Annotated in this window: 18 protein-coding genes; 4 read left to right on the forward strand and 14 right to left on the reverse strand. The window is 48.7% G+C overall.

All coding sequences use genetic code 11. The features are described 5' to 3' along the window. Positions 1-138: 138 nt before the first annotated feature. Positions 139-1026, forward strand: a complete 888-nt coding sequence (locus VF399_11500) for a homocysteine S-methyltransferase family protein (GenBank protein HEX7320963.1) — start codon at positions 139-141, stop codon at positions 1024-1026. Positions 1027-1416: 390 nt separating this feature from the next. After that, entirely contained in the window at positions 1417-1719 is a 303-nt protein-coding gene (locus VF399_11505; protein HEX7320964.1) for a DUF4389 domain-containing protein, read from the forward strand. A 166-nt stretch (positions 1720-1885) separates the two neighbouring features. Here the strand turns inward: VF399_11505 and VF399_11510 are convergent, their stop codons facing one another. From VF399_11510 to asnS, 14 genes are all read right to left on the reverse strand, one after another. Continuing rightward, positions 1886-5536 (reverse strand): adenylate/guanylate cyclase domain-containing protein, encoded by a 3651-nt coding sequence (locus tag VF399_11510; protein ID HEX7320965.1) that lies wholly within the window; start codon positions 5534-5536, stop codon positions 1886-1888. 133 nt (positions 5537-5669) lie between these two features. Continuing rightward, positions 5670-6044: a YraN family protein gene (locus tag VF399_11515; GenBank protein ID HEX7320966.1), complete on the reverse strand. Its 375-nt coding sequence runs from the start codon at positions 6042-6044 to the stop codon at positions 5670-5672. A 232-nt stretch (positions 6045-6276) separates the two neighbouring features. Then, positions 6277-6939 carry a ribonuclease HII gene (locus VF399_11520; protein HEX7320967.1) on the reverse strand — a complete coding sequence of 221 codons (663 nt, stop codon included), beginning with the start codon at positions 6937-6939 and terminating at the stop codon, positions 6277-6279. Beyond that, entirely contained in the window at positions 6827-7336 is a 510-nt protein-coding gene (gene rplS / locus VF399_11525; GenBank protein ID HEX7320968.1) for a 50S ribosomal protein L19, read from the reverse strand. Before rplS ends, VF399_11520 begins: the two co-directional genes overlap by 113 nt. Then, on the reverse strand, positions 7320-8066 hold the full coding sequence (gene trmD, locus VF399_11530; protein HEX7320969.1) for a tRNA (guanosine(37)-N1)-methyltransferase TrmD: 747 nt from the start codon (positions 8064-8066) through the stop codon (positions 7320-7322). Before trmD ends, rplS begins: the two co-directional genes overlap by 17 nt. Before the next feature lie 159 nt (positions 8067-8225). Further along, on the reverse strand, positions 8226-8456 hold the full coding sequence (locus VF399_11535; protein ID HEX7320970.1) for a KH domain-containing protein: 231 nt from the start codon (positions 8454-8456) through the stop codon (positions 8226-8228). After that, positions 8440-8745, reverse strand: coding sequence for a 30S ribosomal protein S16 (gene rpsP / locus VF399_11540; protein ID HEX7320971.1), 306 nt, complete (start codon positions 8743-8745; stop codon positions 8440-8442). The genes VF399_11535 and rpsP overlap by 17 nt, the downstream gene beginning before the upstream one ends. Positions 8746-8894: 149 nt before the next feature. Further along, on the reverse strand, positions 8895-9560 hold the full coding sequence (locus tag VF399_11545) for a prolyl oligopeptidase family serine peptidase (GenBank protein HEX7320972.1): 666 nt from the start codon (positions 9558-9560) through the stop codon (positions 8895-8897). A 42-nt stretch (positions 9561-9602) separates the two neighbouring features. Beyond that, a complete protein-coding gene (locus tag VF399_11550; GenBank protein ID HEX7320973.1) occupies positions 9603-9788 on the reverse strand; it encodes a DUF5668 domain-containing protein in 186 nt (61 codons plus the stop codon). 107 nt (positions 9789-9895) lie between these two features. After that, positions 9896-10684, reverse strand: a complete 789-nt coding sequence (locus tag VF399_11555; GenBank protein HEX7320974.1) for a DUF4097 family beta strand repeat-containing protein — start codon at positions 10682-10684, stop codon at positions 9896-9898. Next, positions 10677-11072, reverse strand: coding sequence for a hypothetical protein (locus VF399_11560; GenBank protein ID HEX7320975.1), 396 nt, complete (start codon positions 11070-11072; stop codon positions 10677-10679). Before VF399_11560 ends, VF399_11555 begins: the two co-directional genes overlap by 8 nt. A gap of 44 nt (positions 11073-11116) precedes the next feature. Continuing rightward, positions 11117-11287, reverse strand: a complete 171-nt coding sequence (locus VF399_11565; protein ID HEX7320976.1) for a DUF5668 domain-containing protein — start codon at positions 11285-11287, stop codon at positions 11117-11119. Beyond that, positions 11284-11652, reverse strand: coding sequence for a DUF2089 family protein (locus VF399_11570; protein HEX7320977.1), 369 nt, complete (start codon positions 11650-11652; stop codon positions 11284-11286). The genes VF399_11565 and VF399_11570 overlap by 4 nt, the downstream gene beginning before the upstream one ends. Positions 11653-11889: 237 nt before the next feature. Then, the gene (asnS, locus tag VF399_11575) at positions 11890-13179 is read right to left on the reverse strand and encodes an asparagine--tRNA ligase (protein ID HEX7320978.1); all 1290 of its coding nucleotides are present in this window, start codon (positions 13177-13179) and stop codon (positions 11890-11892) included. A 302-nt stretch (positions 13180-13481) separates the two neighbouring features. On the opposite strand from asnS, the gene VF399_11580 reads away from it, so the two are divergent. Both VF399_11580 and VF399_11585 read left to right on the forward strand, forming a co-directional pair. Beyond that, positions 13482-14378: a glycosyltransferase family 2 protein gene (locus VF399_11580; GenBank protein ID HEX7320979.1), complete on the forward strand. Its 897-nt coding sequence runs from the start codon at positions 13482-13484 to the stop codon at positions 14376-14378. Between the two features lie 67 nt (positions 14379-14445). Then, positions 14446-15387 (forward strand): lysylphosphatidylglycerol synthase transmembrane domain-containing protein, encoded by a 942-nt coding sequence (locus tag VF399_11585; protein HEX7320980.1) that lies wholly within the window; start codon positions 14446-14448, stop codon positions 15385-15387. Positions 15388-15398: the final 11 nt, after the last annotated feature.

Below are 15398 nucleotides of genomic sequence, written 5' to 3' on the forward strand. Positions count from 1 at the left end.
CGGATGCCGTGAGCGCGGTGGAACGGGTGAAAGCAATGATGAAGAGATGAAGGGAAGAGGGGAAGATAAGGATGAAGAGCATAGGAGTTAACTCGTAAGAGTTTTATAAAAGCCTGACGGCTTAACTCCAGGAAAATTATGAAAAAATTCTCTAAAAGATTAAAAGAAAAACGCATAATTATCGCTGACGGCGCAATGGGAACTATGCTCATTGATCGCGGTCTTAAAGCCGGCGAATGCCCTGAACTTTTTAATGAGACAAACCCGGAGATGATCTCAGAAATAAACCGCAAGTACCTTGACGCAGGCGCCGAGATCCTGGAAACATGCACTTTCGGTGCAAATCCCTTGAAACTCGCCCGGCACAAGCTCGAGCACCGTTTTAAGGAGATCAATAAAGCCGCGGTGGCTATAACCAGAGCAGTGGCTGGCAGCAAAGCCTATGTCGCCGCCTGTATCGGACCATCGGGCAGGATCATGAAGCCTTTTGGCGATACAGAACCGGCAGCCGTGCAAAGCAGTTATGAAAGGCAGATGCAGGTGCTTATTCATGCCGGGATCGATATCATATGGGTTGAAACCATGACCGACCTGAGGGAAGCGGTGATCGCGGTCCAGGCCGCGAAAAAAGAAGCGCCGCATATCCCCGTTTTCGCAGCCATGACCTTTGATAAAACCCGGCGCGGGTATTTTACGATCATGGGTAACAACATAGAGCAAGTGGTAAAGGAACTCGAGGCCGTGGGCGCCGACGCGGTCGGGTCAAATTGCGGCAACGGCATCGGGAACATGATAGAAATAGCAACGCAATTCGCCAGGTCGGCGCGTGTGCCTATATCCATCCGGCCGAATGCAGGCCTGCCCGTGCTCAAGGCAAATAAGCCGGTTTATCCCGAGAGTCCCGGCTTTTTCGCTGAAAAAGCACAAGCTCTGGTCAGCGCTGGCGTCCGGATCATCGGTGGCTGCTGTGGGACAACGCCTTTACATATAGCTGTAATCAGAAACAAAATGGATTCTACACTCTAAATACAAGATTCCAAATACTGAACAATAGATAGGTTCTTAATTTAGAATTCTATGAAATTCTCCTCACCCTTACCCTCTCCCCCTTTAAAAGGGGGAGAGGAAACAGGTGAGGGGGTTTTGATTGTGTGTGTTCAGCTATTGTGTTGTCAGTATGTCAGATCACGGGAAAAGGCATCAAGACATCAGGACATCAGGAAAACAGGTTCCTAATACCATGACAATCTTGTAAGAAATCCTCTAATAAATGGTGTCCCTGTGGGATAATCTGATCTTCTGATACGCTGAATTCCTGCTTGACAATTGGTCAATAATATGTATAATATAGATAATAATAAGTGATTTCTGGCTACAAATCATAGGCGAAACAGCTGCTTAAAAAAAGGAGGTAGCATGGAAGGATCGCCAGTTAAATTTACAGTTGATTATCCCGAGAAACTTTCTCGTGGAATATTGATTCTGAGGACCTTGTTCGGCGGTATCTATGTCGGGATACCTCATGGTTTTTGTTTGTTCTTCTATAGCATAGCGGCCTCGGTCGTGATGTTTATCGCCTGGTGGGCCATCCTTTTCACCGGGAAGTACCCGAAAGGAATGTTCGATTTTGTTCTGGGGCTATATCGCTGGGGTTTGCGCGTCAATGTCTATATGTCGAATATGACCGACAAATACCCGCCTTTTAGCGGCAAAGAATAAACCAAAAAAATCAATCAGAAAAAATACCCCGCTGGATATGTTTACACCGGCGGGGTATTCTTTTCTTAGAGAAAAAAGAGTTTACAAATGTTACGAAAGGCAACCAATGAATCGAATATTTTATGATTAATTCGCTTAATTCGCTATCATTCGTTTTATTCGCTATTTATTTCTGGATCGTCTTCAGCAAATTTTCGATTTTTTTAAGCTTTATTTTACTCTTCAACCGCGTGTATATCTCCTTTGCCTGGTTTAAATATTCAAGCGCCTGTTTTTCTTTCTTGCATGCAATGAGCGCTTCGGCGAGCGCCAGCTGGCTGTCAGCGATGTCCGGGATATACCCGATCTCGCTGGCGATGCTGATCGCCCGTTTGATGTTCATCAGACCTTCCACTATATCTTTATCCTGACCGGTCATTACCTGCGTCTTGCCAAGGATCCGCAAGCCATGGATCTCGTGCTCCTTGGTTTTTGATTCGGTCGCGAGCCTAAAAGCTTCCTGCGCCGCGATCAGGGCTTCAGGGCTGCCTTTAAGCGAAAGGATGAGCGCGTATTGCAGCTTGAGATCGGTGACCAGGGCTTTGTTTCCGAGTTTGAGGACATTTTCCTTAATGCCATCGATGATCGCCAGGGCTTGATCGACGTCGTCGGCAAGGAGCAGGTCGGTCGATATATGCTCTTTTACCGTATAGATCAGCAGGTCGTCATGCGTGGCTTCGGCCATCGCCAGCACTTTTTTATGAAGTTCGCGCGCCTGGTCGATTTCATTCATTGCCATCATCAAGGGACTGAATGAGAGCATGTTGTTTATCTGTCCCCGCAGATCATTGACTCTTTCCAGGATATCCTGCGCTTTGTGGTAGTATTCCAGGGCTTTATCCCAGTCCCCGGTCTGGTTGTAGATTATACCGATATTGCCGTACGCGATCGCGGCGCCGCGTTCATCGCCGATCTCATTCCTCAGCGCGAGATTTTTTTCATGGCTGGCAAGCCCGCTTTTAATATCGCCGAGAAGATTATAATAAATGCCCAGATTATTGTGCGCGATCGCCTGCAGTTTCTTGCTGCCGATGCGCGCCGCAATATCAATGGATTTCTCTAGATGATCGATCGCCGTGGGGATGTTGCCCATGGACCGCGAGACCACGCCCATAAGCACGTACAGCGATGCAAGGTCGTTCTTGCTGTCGACGGACAGATAGGTCTGTTCCGCTTCCTTGAGCAGTTTCATTGATGAATTGCTGTCACCTTTGCGCCACACGATCTGTCCTTTCATGCGGAGACCGTGGCCGATAGATTTGGTGTCGTTGATCCGTTGAGCAATGGCGATCGCGCTATCGATCAGCTCCGCAGCCTGAGCCAGGTCCGCTTTCCTTTCCAGTAACAGATCAGCAAGATAAAAGGACAGGTGCAGATAATTGATGTTGTTCTGGTCGCGGTACCCGGACAGCGCCTGTTTCATCATGGCTAGACCATCATCCAGCTTTCCCATATCCGCTATCAGCTTGCCTTTCATGCCGGTAAGATGGGCTATGGTTTCAGGGTCTTTGGCCCATTCCAGGGCTTCGTTCACGTGTTTATACGCGTCGTCGATCCTGCCCGTGAGATGTTCCAGTTCGCACATTTTTTCAAGGATCGCAACTTTGTCGGCATTGTTTTCAGCGATCGCCAATCCCTGGCTGTAATACTTGAAAGCTTCATCACTGGCAAAAATGGCAGCGGCTTCATTGCCGGCTTTCACCGAATACTCAAGAGCTTTCGGCAGATCCTGGCAGTTCAAGAAATGATACGCCAGGGTCGCGTTGTATCCTTCAATATCATCTTTACCATTAAACTGCGTCTCGACCGTATCCGCAATGACTTTATGATAGATCGCCCGCTCGCTCTTCAGCAGGCTGTGATAAGTGACTTCTTGAAAGATCGGATGCCGGAACGAATAATAGATCATATTTTTATGGTTGACCTTGATCAAAAATTCACCGTTTTCCAGTTCTTCGACATGCCGGTAGATTTCCTTTTCCTTGATAACCTCTTCTAATAGCCTTAAGGGAAAGAACCGGCCGATGATCGATGCGGTTTTGATGATGTGTTTGGCTTCCTTGCTCAGCGCGTCAAGCCTTGATGTGACAGCCGACTCTATAGAACCCGGGACCTGGATCCTGCTTTTGTCACGGCCATGAACCTCAGGTCCATCCGATCTGCCCGCAGGTGTTTTTGTGCCGGTTTCGAGCATATTCCGGACGATCTCCTCGATAAAAAATGGATTACCGCCGCTTTTCTCAATGATCTGCTTTTTTAGATCTTCTGAGATCGTTGTTCCCGCAAGGTTACCGACGAGCCGCGCGCTGTCTTCAGGACCAAGGTTGTTGAGCGTTATCTCGGTCGTGTGATCAGCAAGCTCGTTTTTTAGCGTCTCAAAGATCTTCTTGAGATTTTCCGGCTCGCCGCTGCGGTAGCTGAGGTAGAAAGAAACACTTCCTTTCTTTACCATCGACAGCAGGAAACTGATGAGCTCATTGGATGTCAGGTCTGACCATTGCAGATCGTCGAATATAAAGATCACTCTTTTTTTCTCGGCAAGCTTCTCGACGAGAGTTGCCACGGCCAGGAATATCTGCAGCTGCAGTGAATGGCTGTCCAGGTGGATGATCTTTTCCTGGTCGTCCTTGCAGAGTTCGATATTGAGCAGTTTGTAAAGGTATGGCGCTATATCGGGGGCATCCGCACCCAGGAGGTCGTTGATCTTCGCGATGATCTTGTCCTTTGACGCCTCGGTTATTTTCATCTCATCACTGAGAAAATAACGGGTGAAACAATCATAGAATGATTTGAGGGGGATCGAGCTTTCATAGGATACACCGCGGTCTTCAAGCAACACGATATCCGGGGCCGTGATCGACAGGTATTTCCTGAATTCATACAAAAGCCGGGATTTGCCGACGCCGATCTCGCCTTTGATAAGAAAGTTTCGCGGTTTGTTTTTGATCAGTTCCGTATATCCTTCCTTGAGTTTGTTTAACTCCTTGTCCCGGCCGATCAGATCCGAATGTACCGTGCTGGATCCGAATTCGGAACCCCATTTTCGACCGATGACCTCGTAGGGATTAATACTTTCCGCCTTGCCCTTCAACTGGACCGGCTCAGAACTCATGTAATCGAAGGCGTGACGGGTCCGGCGGAAGGTCTCGGGACCGACGACGATCGTTCCCGGCGTAGCGATATCCTTGAGCCTCTGGGCGACATTGACCGTGTCGCCCATGACCGTATAATCCATCTGGAGGTCGGACCCGACTTTGCCGGCGATAACCTCGCCCGAGTTGATCCCGGTATGGATCTCCAGTTTCTTGAATGTTTTGCCGGTCTGGGTTTCCAGACGTGCGTTGATCTCGTTGATAGCGGTCTGCAGATCGAGACCGGCCAGTACCGCCCGTTCCGGGTCGTCCTCGTGCGTGACCGGCGCGCCGAAGATCGCCATGATGCAGTCGCCGATAAATTTATCGATGATGCCTTCGTAGCGGTAGACCATCATGGACAGCTTGCGGAAACACTCGTTCATTAGCGCGGTGAGCTCCTCGGGATCCAGCTTTTCCGACATCGTCGTGAACCCCGAGATGTCGGCGAAGATGACCGTGACATTACGACGCTCCTTTTCAATGGTGTCCTTCACGCCCAGGATCTTTTTTACCAGCGCGTCGGGGATGTCTTTTTTGATGATGTTCATGCGGTCGACCGCGGCGGTCGCTTTCAGGTTGAAACCGCACTCGCCGCAGAATTTATTCTGCGCGGGATTTTCAACGCCGCATTGGGGACACTTCACGGTTAATGATAGTTAAAAAAGCACCAAAATCAAGATAATTAGATTCTTCCCCTTCGTTTCTCTCCGGGTCAGAAGGATAGATGGAAGGGTCATTCTGAGGGTTTCGCAAGGAACCCGAAGAATCTCACTTTTATCAAAAGGCGTCTTCGATGAGCTCGTACTCGATCTTGCCCCGGGACGACTCGGATATCGCCAGGACGTCAAAATGGAAATCGCAGTCGGTGTTCATGACCGAAACATGGCGCAGACGCAGCCAGTACGTCGCCGCATTGCGGATCCGCCGCTGTTTTTTCCGGATTACCGACTCCTGGGGCAGGCCATATTCCATGGACCGCCGGAATTTCACCTCGACGAACCTGAAGGATTTGTCCTTTCTCAGAACAAGGTCGATCTCGCCGTAGCGGCAGCGGAAATTGCGGGCGACCACGATGTAGCTTTTGTCCGTGAAGAACTTGCGGGCGAGTAGTTCCCCGCGGTCACCGATTTTCTTACGGTTTAATCCGATCATCTTGTCAAAGAACGTATAAATTCTAAATAAGTTCCGTCATTGCGAGTGATTCCTGTGCGAAGCAATCTAAGTTTTTCTTTTCGGTTCATCGAGATTGCTTCGTCGTCCCTGCGGGACTCCTCGCAATGACAAAAAAGGAAGCAGGGTTCATCGTGTGTTTTGTAATCTTATTTTTATTTTTCACTTGGTATTTGAGATTTGTTTGGGATTTGGCACTTGGAATTTGGAATTTTTAAAGTAATTTAAACGTCATCCGATGGATCGGGCAGGGGCCGTGTTTTTGAATGCACGAACGGTGCAGCCTGGTCGGATATCCTTTGTGCTGGTCAAAATGGTACTGGGGGTATTTTTCATGGTACTTACGCATAATGGCGTCCCGGTGGACTTTGGCCAGGATCGAAGCGGCCGCGATCGATATGCTCAGGGTGTCACCTTTAATCAGGGACATCTGCTCGTACCCCGCGGGCAGATCCGGGATCTTGACCGCATCGATGAGCACGACCTCCGGTACCGGCGACAGACTGATGACCGCCTGGTACATGGCTTTTTTCGTGGCATTTAGAATGTTGATGCGATCGATGGTTTCGTGGTCAACTATGCCGAACGCGTACGAAACTGCCGAGTGGATAATGACTTTGAACAGCTTTTCACGCTGTACAGCGGTCAGTTTTTTGGAATCGTCGATTTCTGGATCTTCGAAATTTCTGGGAAGTATTACAGCTGCGGCTACGACCGGTCCGGCAAGCGGTCCTCGTCCTGCCTCATCGCAGCCGGCAATGTAATTATGCTTTATCCATAGGCTTTTGTCCGGGAGCGCCAGCACCTGGTTTCTCCTTGCCTTTCTCCTTTTCCTTCTCTTGAATTTTTTCTTTGCCCTTTTGTTCGGGCTTCTCAGCTGGCTTCTCAGGCGGTTTTTCTGTCGGCTTTCCACTGGCAACCGTTTCCGCAGCCTCGGTCTTTACCTCTGTTGTCTCCGCGCCAGTTGTTTCCGCAGTTTTCATCTTTCTGGCCTTTTTCTGACGCAGGTACGTCAATTTCGCACGCCGCACCTTGCCGGCTTTCTTTAGTTCAATTTTCTGGATCATCGGTGAGTGAAAGGGGAAAATGCGCTCGATACCGATACCCGCCGATACTTTTCTAACGGTAAATGTCTTACTGATACCGCTTCCTTTAGTGGCGATCACCACGCCTTGGAACGGCGCGATCCTTGTTTTGTCGCCTTCAACGATCTTGATATATACCCGGATCAGGTCACCCGGTCTAAACGTTGCGGTCTTAGCTGTCTTTGTCATTGAGGACCTCCAATAAAATTCCCAGATCATTCTTTGTGTACTTTTTAACGGGGATCAGGTCCGGACGTCTTGCCAGCGTCAGCCGTAATGATTCTTTTTGGCGCCATTCAGCTGTCGCTTTGTGATTCCCGTTTCTTAAGACTTGCGGAACCTCAAATTTTCTGAAAACGCAAGGCCGTGTATAGATCGGCGCTTCCAACAGCCCATTGTGCAGGGAGTCGGTTTCAGCCGAATCTTTATTGCCCAGCACGCCTGGAAGCAGGCGCGTGACCGCCTCGATAACGGTCAGGGCCGCGGTTTCACCGCCGGCCAGGATATAATCACCGATCGACATGTGGGTCAGATCGAACATTTCGTCAATGCGGGCATCGATACCTTTGTACCGGCCGCAGATCAAAATATAATTTTCATTTTTTGTTGCCAGCTTTTTCACCATATCCTGGTTAAGCAAATTCCCTTTCGGCGTAAAATCAATAAGGATCGGCGGGTTGGTGACAGCCTTCAGCTTTTTTTGCGCGTCGGCAATGGCCCTGGCCAGTGGCTCGGGCTGCAGCACCATGCCGGCGCCGCCGCCGAACATGTAGTCATCGACATAGCCGCCATCCGCAAAATCACGGGGATTCGTGAAGGCAACGCCGACCAACCCTTTCTCCCGGGCGATCCTCAGAATACCGCAATTTAACGCGCCGTTAAAATATTCAGGGAATAGTGTTATGATATTAAAGTTCATGGGATAAAAATAGCGCTGACGCGGGATCTATATTCTGCCCACTTTACCTCCCCCCGGGGGGAGGTAAAGTGAAGAATTATGAAAAAGGCACGAAACGTTCATTCGCATGCGCATGGTTTCATCTGTTTTCGATTGGGTTCTATCCGTCGTTGCGAGGTGTTACTCGATGATTTCCAGCACCGCGCGCTTGCCCTGCTTCATGGCGGCCGCGGTGATTATCGTTCTGATCGCTTTCGCAGTTCTGCCTTCTTTGCCAATGACCTTGCCTAGATCGCCTTCACCGACTCGCAGCTCATATATGATGCTCTTCTCGCCAGCGACCTCTTTGATGTCCACTTTATCTGGATTGTCGACCAGGCCCTTAACGATGTATTCAATTAGTTCCTTCATCAGAACCTCCTTTACCTTCTTCCTTATCTGGTTCTAGCTCTTTCTCTTTTTCAATTTCCTTGTTGCTGTCTTTAGCGATTATTTTAGCCACCCTGACAGTAGGTTGAGCGCCTTTTGAGATCCAGTACTCAATGCGATCCCGGTCGATCTTTACTTCTTTGGTCCGGGGATCGTAATGGCCAACGTTCTCGATGTATTTGCCGTCTCTTGCCTTCTTCGAGTCGATAACAACTATGCGGTAGACCGGTATTTTTCGTCTGCCTATTCTTGTGAGTCGAATTTTTACCATGTCCTATTATAGTAAAACGGCGCGGATTGTCAATAGTTGAGAGCGCTCAGAAAAAAATTCGCGCTCTCATGATTACAGCGATTACGGAACGATCTCAGCGATATTTAGTCGATGTTTCATCGCGGTGATCTATTTTTTTATCACTGTAATCATGGGGATTTGTTAAAATCCACTAGAAGCCACTGGCAAGCTCGAAAAACCTCTCTTGCCGGCGGAGGAGAATGTTCTCCTTTCAGTATTACCAATGTATCGCGGATGTCATTGGCGCGGAACAGGTCGTGGAGGTATCGGTTCTGCTCGAGATTCCAGTCTTTTTTCCGGGATATCAGGTATATAGCTTTACCGCTTTTGCCCAATGCCTGCCATTGGGCCATGGATAAGGTTCCCGCATGGCCGCACGCCGAAACCAGCCCCTGGAAGACATCCGGGTGTATGAACAGCGCCAGCATTGCCTGAACACCCTGGCCTGAGAAACCATAAACATACACGCGGGACGCGTCGACCGGGTATTTCGTGAGCAGTTTCTCCGTTGTCTTCATGATATCCGCATCGTTAAGGTTTGCGCTCCGATGATTTTTGCTCGCGTGACAGGTGGCCAATACCAGGTTCAAGCTGTCGGCAACAAAGGTCAGGGAATCAAGGTCTGCTCTGCCGGCGCCGGTGCAGCTCAGGATGATCAGCGCGGGGGAGAGGACGGGTTGGATCCCGGAAGTCGAATCTGGAACCGGGGATGGAGGCAAATAAAACCAATCCGAATCAGCGTCGCAGACAGCTTGACCACCGGCGCTTATTATCGCGATCAAGATAAGTGTCATTTTTTATTCTTCATACGGACGGACCATGATGCGGTGATGCATTTATTCTCTACTTTTTTGCTTCCAGAACCTTCTGCGACGCAGTTTTAGAAAGATCCATAAGCCAATGATTACGATCAATACGGGCCAGTCGCGGTAGAAAGAAAAAAATGTGATCCCGTAGTTGGACGCCCATATCCACGCACCGGTAAAGATCATCAAAAACGCAAAAAACAGACCGCAGCCCATGTTACCCCCTTCATTGAGGATCGAAGATAGGAAGGTATGAAGTTAAGAGGTTATGACAATAAAAAATAAAAATATCAAATCTTCCGATCTTCATAGCTTCATAACTTCTATTTTTTTTGTATCGCCACGTCGCCGTATTCATTCCTGATAAAAATTTTTCCGCCTGGTTTGTTGATAGTACCCTTCAAGTAACCGTTTTTCTCCACCGCATCTTTAAGCTCAAACTCGCAGTCAATCTCGCCTTCGCGAGTCTCCACTTCGATTTCCGCTTCTGTGTCTTTACTTATCGTAATGGAAACATCACCAGTTTTTTCTTTAATTTCGATCTTGTCGATCATGCTATATTCAAGTTCAACATCACCAGAAACTATGTCCGCTTTCAAGCTGCCTGACAGGTCCTTGCCGCAAATATCGGCTGATACCGTGGCGATTTCGATAATACCGTTCACATGGGCAATATTGAGGTCTCCGGAAACGCCTTTTATGCCAAGGTTGATGGCTTTGGGAACTGTGATTTCAAGGTTTCCGCTGAGTGCTTTGATCTGGAGCGTATCCGGGCTTTCGTTTACGCCCACAAAACCATCTTTCTCAATCGTTATGATATCAGTGTCTTTTCCTGAGATGTCAATATCACCACTGACACCCTTGAGTTCCAACTTCTGTTTTTTTGAAAATTTCAAGGTTTCTTCAGCTGATGCGTGGCCAAACGCACCATGAATGGCGGAAGTGACCATCTCAGGAATGGAATCCATGGTATGCCAGAAACTGAACGCATGAGGAGGGCCATGTCGCTTTCTTGATTCACCGCCGTTAAGCGCTTCCAACAGACGGGCTGCTTCCTCGGCATTTATCTTACCCTCTTCAAGCAGTTTCAGGATCCGCAGACGTTCACTCAATGTACACCTCCACGTATTCATTCTTTTCCTCGTCCGTGACCTGCGCCAGGACAAACCTGCCGCCTTCGGCGATCTCGCTGACCACTTTGTCGATGATCTCAGGATCAAAATCATCCAGCTTCATTTCTTTGCCGCTGACATTGACCGTGAACCCGTCCGGCATTACGCCTTTGAAGATCGTGCCCATCCTGGAGGCAAGTTTGAGCACGCCGACCGGTATATCAACTTTCACTTTGGGTTTATCACTGCCTTTGTTATAGACCCGGACCCGGAAGAACCGCGCGCGCGCCTCGTTGTCTTTTAGCGCGCCGAGCAGGCGGTCGGCCTCGTCGGGCGTGATCTTGCCCTGGGCTACCATTTCTAAAATCTTTTTTCTTTCATCGGACATGATATACTCCTTTCAAATAATTAAGGCAATTGAGGGCGTGACCATTATTTCTTTATGAAATATCTTATTACGCCTACAATACCGAGGGCGATCAGGATCGCAGGCCAGTCGCGGTACCAGGTGATATGGATGATGCCAAGGTTGGAGAGCCAGATTACAGCACCAATCACGATCAAAAGAATGCCGTTGAAAACAGAATGGAACCAGAATTTCATTTTTTTCTCCTTTGTTTCAGAATGCCGACTGCTTCATCCACGGATATTTTTCCATTAGATAGCGCTTCGATCGGATCATCCGCGTCAACCAGGGGAGAGAGCTTCAAACTTTTCAGCAGATCGTCGATCTTTGATTTTATCGTGGGGTAGGAAGTATCCAGCGCTTTCTCCATATCAGTGATCCTGCCCTGGGTGCGAAGAAAGACCATGAGAAATTCGTAGTCGTCCTCATTCAACTGGCAAAAAGGACATAGTGAGATGTCTTTACTCACTCTCAGATCACATTTCGGGCACTTCAATTCGCTAATAACCATCTCTTGCCCGCAAGATGGACACTCCTTAATTTTTTTAACCATATATGTCATTATAATCAATTTTTTTAATTTGTCAAGGGGTGAAATTGACTAAAGTCAATTTTCGATGTCCTCGCTTTTGTAATATAAAAATGATTATGATGAAGCGAGACGCAGACGATAGCGTAGTGATAAACACAATGATAACAGTGATAAAAGAAAAAGTATTGAAAAATCATGGTTTTTTGTTTATTATTTTGAATTTAGGATTTGTTTAGGATTTAGTAATTAGAATTTAGTGCTTGATCTTTAAGGATATATCTTTTCCAGCATCCTCGGGAACGGTATTGTCTCTCTTACATGCGCAATGCCGCAGATCCAGGCGATCGTGCGTTCCAGGCCCAGCCCAAAACCGCCATGGGGGTAGGTGCCGAAAAGCCGCAGATCCAGATACCATTTGTAAGCCTGCTCAGGGAGCTTGTGTTCCTTTATTCTCTTGACCAGCGCCGCATGATCGTCCTCGCGCTGGCCGCCGCCGATGATCTCGCCGTAACCTTCGGACGCGATCATGTCAACGCTTAAAGATAAGGAGTCGTCCCCGGGATCGCGCTTCATATAGAAAGCCTTGCAGTGCGCCGGGTAATGATGGACCAGGATCGGACGGTCAAAGCTTTCGCCCAATAAAGTCTCCTGGGGCGCGCCAAAATCATCGCCGTCCTTGAATGTTTTATCCTTTTTGTGGATCATTTCCACGGCTTCCTTATATGTGATCCTCGGGAATGGTTTTTTTATTGTCTCCAGTTTGCCAAGGTCGCGTTCCAGGATCTTCAACTCCTCTTTTCTCTTTTCCAGGACTCGTTCAACGACATATGAAACCATATTTTCTTCAGTATCCATGATGTCGTTGAGACCAGCAAAGGCGATCTCGGGTTCCAGCATCCAGAACTCGGTCAGATGGCGTCGGGTCTTTGATTTTTCCGCGCGGAATGTCGGTCCGAAGCAATAAACCTTACCCAGTGACGCCGCGGTCGCTTCGTTGTACAACTGGCCGCTCTGGGTGAGATACACGGTTTCGTCGTAATACTCGACCGGGAACAGCGTGGTCGTGCCCTCAACCGCAGCAGGTGTGAGGATCGGCGTGTCGGCATTGATGAACCCCTGGTTGTCAAGGAAATCCCTCAAGCCCTTTATTACCTCGTGCCGGATCCGCAGGATCGCGTTCTGCTTTTTGGAACGGATCCATAAGTGCCGTAACGGCAACAGGAACTCAATGGAATGTTCTTTGGGCGTGATCGGATAATCTTTGGCATATTGGATGATCCTGATGTCCTTTGCAATGATCTCGTAGCCACCTGGCGCCCGCTTGTCAGCGCGCACCGTGCCCGTGATGACCAGGGATGACTCCTGGGTTAGTTTGTCGGCGATCTCGAAGATCTCGGGTTTTGCGTCATCCTGGCTGATGACCGACTGGATGATGCCGGTGCCGTCACGGATGAGCAGAAAGCAGACCTTGCCCGATGAGCGCACGTTGTAAAGCCAGCCTTTTATCTCGACTTCCTTGCCTTCGTACTTGCCGATCTCCTCGATATATGCCTGCATGGAGAGAATATATTCTATTTTATAGCAAAGTCAAGCAGAAAGCACTATTGACGCCATATACTATTGACATGGTTATTATTTTTGACAGGGGGAATTGGGGTCAGCCCTCGAAATTAGAAATCATCTGCTGAATAGATAGATGCGCAAGCCTGAAGGCTTGCCCTACAGTAAAGAGATTGCCGTTGTAGGGCAGGGTCATGATCCCGCAAAGCGGGGCTTTAGCCTTGCCAATATATTATTAGCTATTATGCAATCAGGTGTGCGACCCTTTGACAAATAAGAATAAATGAATATAATCAGATATGAAAGTATCAATTTTGGTCCCCGCGTATAATGAAGTTGAGAACATCCCATACCTGGTCGAGGAATTAGACAAATTCATGAAAAACCATAAGGATTATGAAGTTATCGTCATTGACGACGGTTCCAGAGACAGCACTTTTGATGCCGTGAACAAGCATAAAAGAGACTATTTAAAGGTTGTCCGGCACAAGCGGAACCTGGGTAAGACCCAGGCGGTTTTGACCGGCGCAGCCGCGGCGGCGGGCGAGATCCTTGTGATCTTTGATGCTGACCTGCAGTTCGACCTTTATGACATACCAAAACTTGTGGAATTGATCGATAACGGTGCGGACGTGGCGACCGGTTGGAAACAAGGCGTTTACGAGAAAAAATTCGTTTCCAATGTTTACAACTGGTGCGGCCGTAGACTATTCAGGCTCAAAGTCCACGACATGAACGCGATCAAAGCGTTCAAGAAAGATGTTCTGCAGGCGATCCCGTTGCGCAAGGAGTGGCACCGGTATATTGTGCCCCTTGCCCATGAGTACGGATTCAAGATCGAGGAAATAAAAGTAACATTAAGACTGCGTAAATACGGTACTCCCAAGTATCAGCAGAAATCAAGGATCGTCGTCGGCCTGTTCGATCTGCTGGCCGTGAAATTCCACGCGACGTTCATGCAGAAGCCGCTTCTTTATTTCGGCACGATCGGCATGATCTCCTTTTTGCTGGGCGTCGTGGCGGGGATCGTTGCGATCGTGCTCAGGATATTCGGCCACGGGTTCAGGCCGCTACTGTACCTCGTCGTTTTGCTCGTGGTGTCGGGCATATTGTTCTTTTCCCTTGGTTTGATCGGAGAATCGATCCGTTCGGTCCTTGACCGCCTGGAAAAGAACGATGCAGAGAAGCATCGATGATCCCATTTCTTAAACTTCTGTAATGAAAAATGGGACGTATACTTCAACGCCGTGATGTAACCGAGACATGAAATGGGTGTGGACGGTCCTGCGGATAGTCATCGGTCTGGCGCTGATCGCGTTTTTGCTGTGGAAGTGCAACCTTGGTCGGATCCTCCAGTACGTGCGCAATATGGATATAAGGTATTTGGCGCTGGCGCTGTTGGTTTATCTGGTTTTTATAATCATATCAGCCTGGCGCTGGCAGCTCCTGCTTGAGCATAAGAAGATCTCCATGCCTTTCTTCAGGACTCTATCAGTTTATTTCATATCCATATTTTTCAGCAATGTATTCCCGACAACCATTGGCGGTGACGTGATGCGCATCGTATACGGACCGTCAACCAGCCGGACCGAATCGCTGGGTACGGTAATTGTCGACCGCATCCTTGGGTTCATCGGACTGTTTCTATTCGCTCTTGTTTGGGTGCTGTATGTAATGATATTCCAAGGTCGGGTTGAATTTCTGTCCTTTACGGTGATCGGTCTGGCTGTGCTGCTGCTTCTGACCTATTTTCTTTTTTCGGAAAAAGTGTACGCATTTTTCACGCCGTGGCTGCAAAAAATAAGGATCTTTCGGCTGGGCGAACGCCTGAGCAATCTCCACCGGATGATGACCGGCTATGGCGGCGCGTGGGGGCTTCTTGCCTTCTGCGTGCTCCAGTCCATGGTGATCCAGGCGCTCCTGGCGATCGCGCCGATGTTCGTTCTCCGCAGTCTGGGAAATTTTCAGACCGGCATCCTGCCTTTTTTCATCTACGTGCCGATCATCAACATCATTTCCATGATCCCGGTTTCTTTGAACGCGCTGGGCGTGCGGGAGAACGCTTACGTGATCTTCTTTTCCAGGGTGGGGCTTGACAGCGCGGTTTCGTTCACGATGTCGCTGGTGTCGTTCTTCATGTTCTTTATCCTGACGTTGATCGGCGGCATCTGTTTTTTATTCTATCGGAATAAGAAAAAGACCTGATGGGGGTGCCA

It is taken from the genome of bacterium, assembly GCA_036382775.1.
Taxonomy (GTDB): Bacteria; Hydrothermota; Tepidihabitantia; order SM23-42; family JAOAFX01; genus DASVHD01.

Coding starts and splice junctions, on each gene's coding strand:
- VF399_11500 (HEX7320963.1), top strand. CDS start 139: ATGAAAAAATTCTCTAAAAGATTAAAAGAAAAACGCATAATTATCGCT.
- VF399_11545 (HEX7320972.1), bottom strand. CDS start 9,560: ATGACACTTATCTTGATCGCGATAATAAGCGCCGGTGGTCAAGCTGTC.
- VF399_11585 (HEX7320980.1), top strand. CDS start 14,446: ATGAAATGGGTGTGGACGGTCCTGCGGATAGTCATCGGTCTGGCGCTG.
- VF399_11560 (HEX7320975.1), bottom strand. CDS start 11,072: ATGTCCGATGAAAGAAAAAAGATTTTAGAAATGGTAGCCCAGGGCAAG.
- VF399_11580 (HEX7320979.1), top strand. CDS start 13,482: ATGAAAGTATCAATTTTGGTCCCCGCGTATAATGAAGTTGAGAACATC.
- VF399_11535 (HEX7320970.1), bottom strand. CDS start 8,456: ATGAAGGAACTAATTGAATACATCGTTAAGGGCCTGGTCGACAATCCA.
- VF399_11565 (HEX7320976.1), bottom strand. CDS start 11,287: ATGAAATTCTGGTTCCATTCTGTTTTCAACGGCATTCTTTTGATCGTG.
- VF399_11550 (HEX7320973.1), bottom strand. CDS start 9,788: ATGGGCTGCGGTCTGTTTTTTGCGTTTTTGATGATCTTTACCGGTGCG.
- VF399_11505 (HEX7320964.1), top strand. CDS start 1,417: ATGGAAGGATCGCCAGTTAAATTTACAGTTGATTATCCCGAGAAACTT.
- rpsP (HEX7320971.1), bottom strand. CDS start 8,745: ATGGTAAAAATTCGACTCACAAGAATAGGCAGACGAAAAATACCGGTC.
- trmD (HEX7320969.1), bottom strand. CDS start 8,066: ATGAACTTTAATATCATAACACTATTCCCTGAATATTTTAACGGCGCG.
- rplS (HEX7320968.1), bottom strand. CDS start 7,336: ATGACAAAGACAGCTAAGACCGCAACGTTTAGACCGGGTGACCTGATC.
- asnS (HEX7320978.1), bottom strand. CDS start 13,179: ATGCAGGCATATATCGAGGAGATCGGCAAGTACGAAGGCAAGGAAGTC.
- VF399_11515 (HEX7320966.1), bottom strand. CDS start 6,044: ATGATCGGATTAAACCGTAAGAAAATCGGTGACCGCGGGGAACTACTC.
- VF399_11570 (HEX7320977.1), bottom strand. CDS start 11,652: ATGACATATATGGTTAAAAAAATTAAGGAGTGTCCATCTTGCGGGCAA.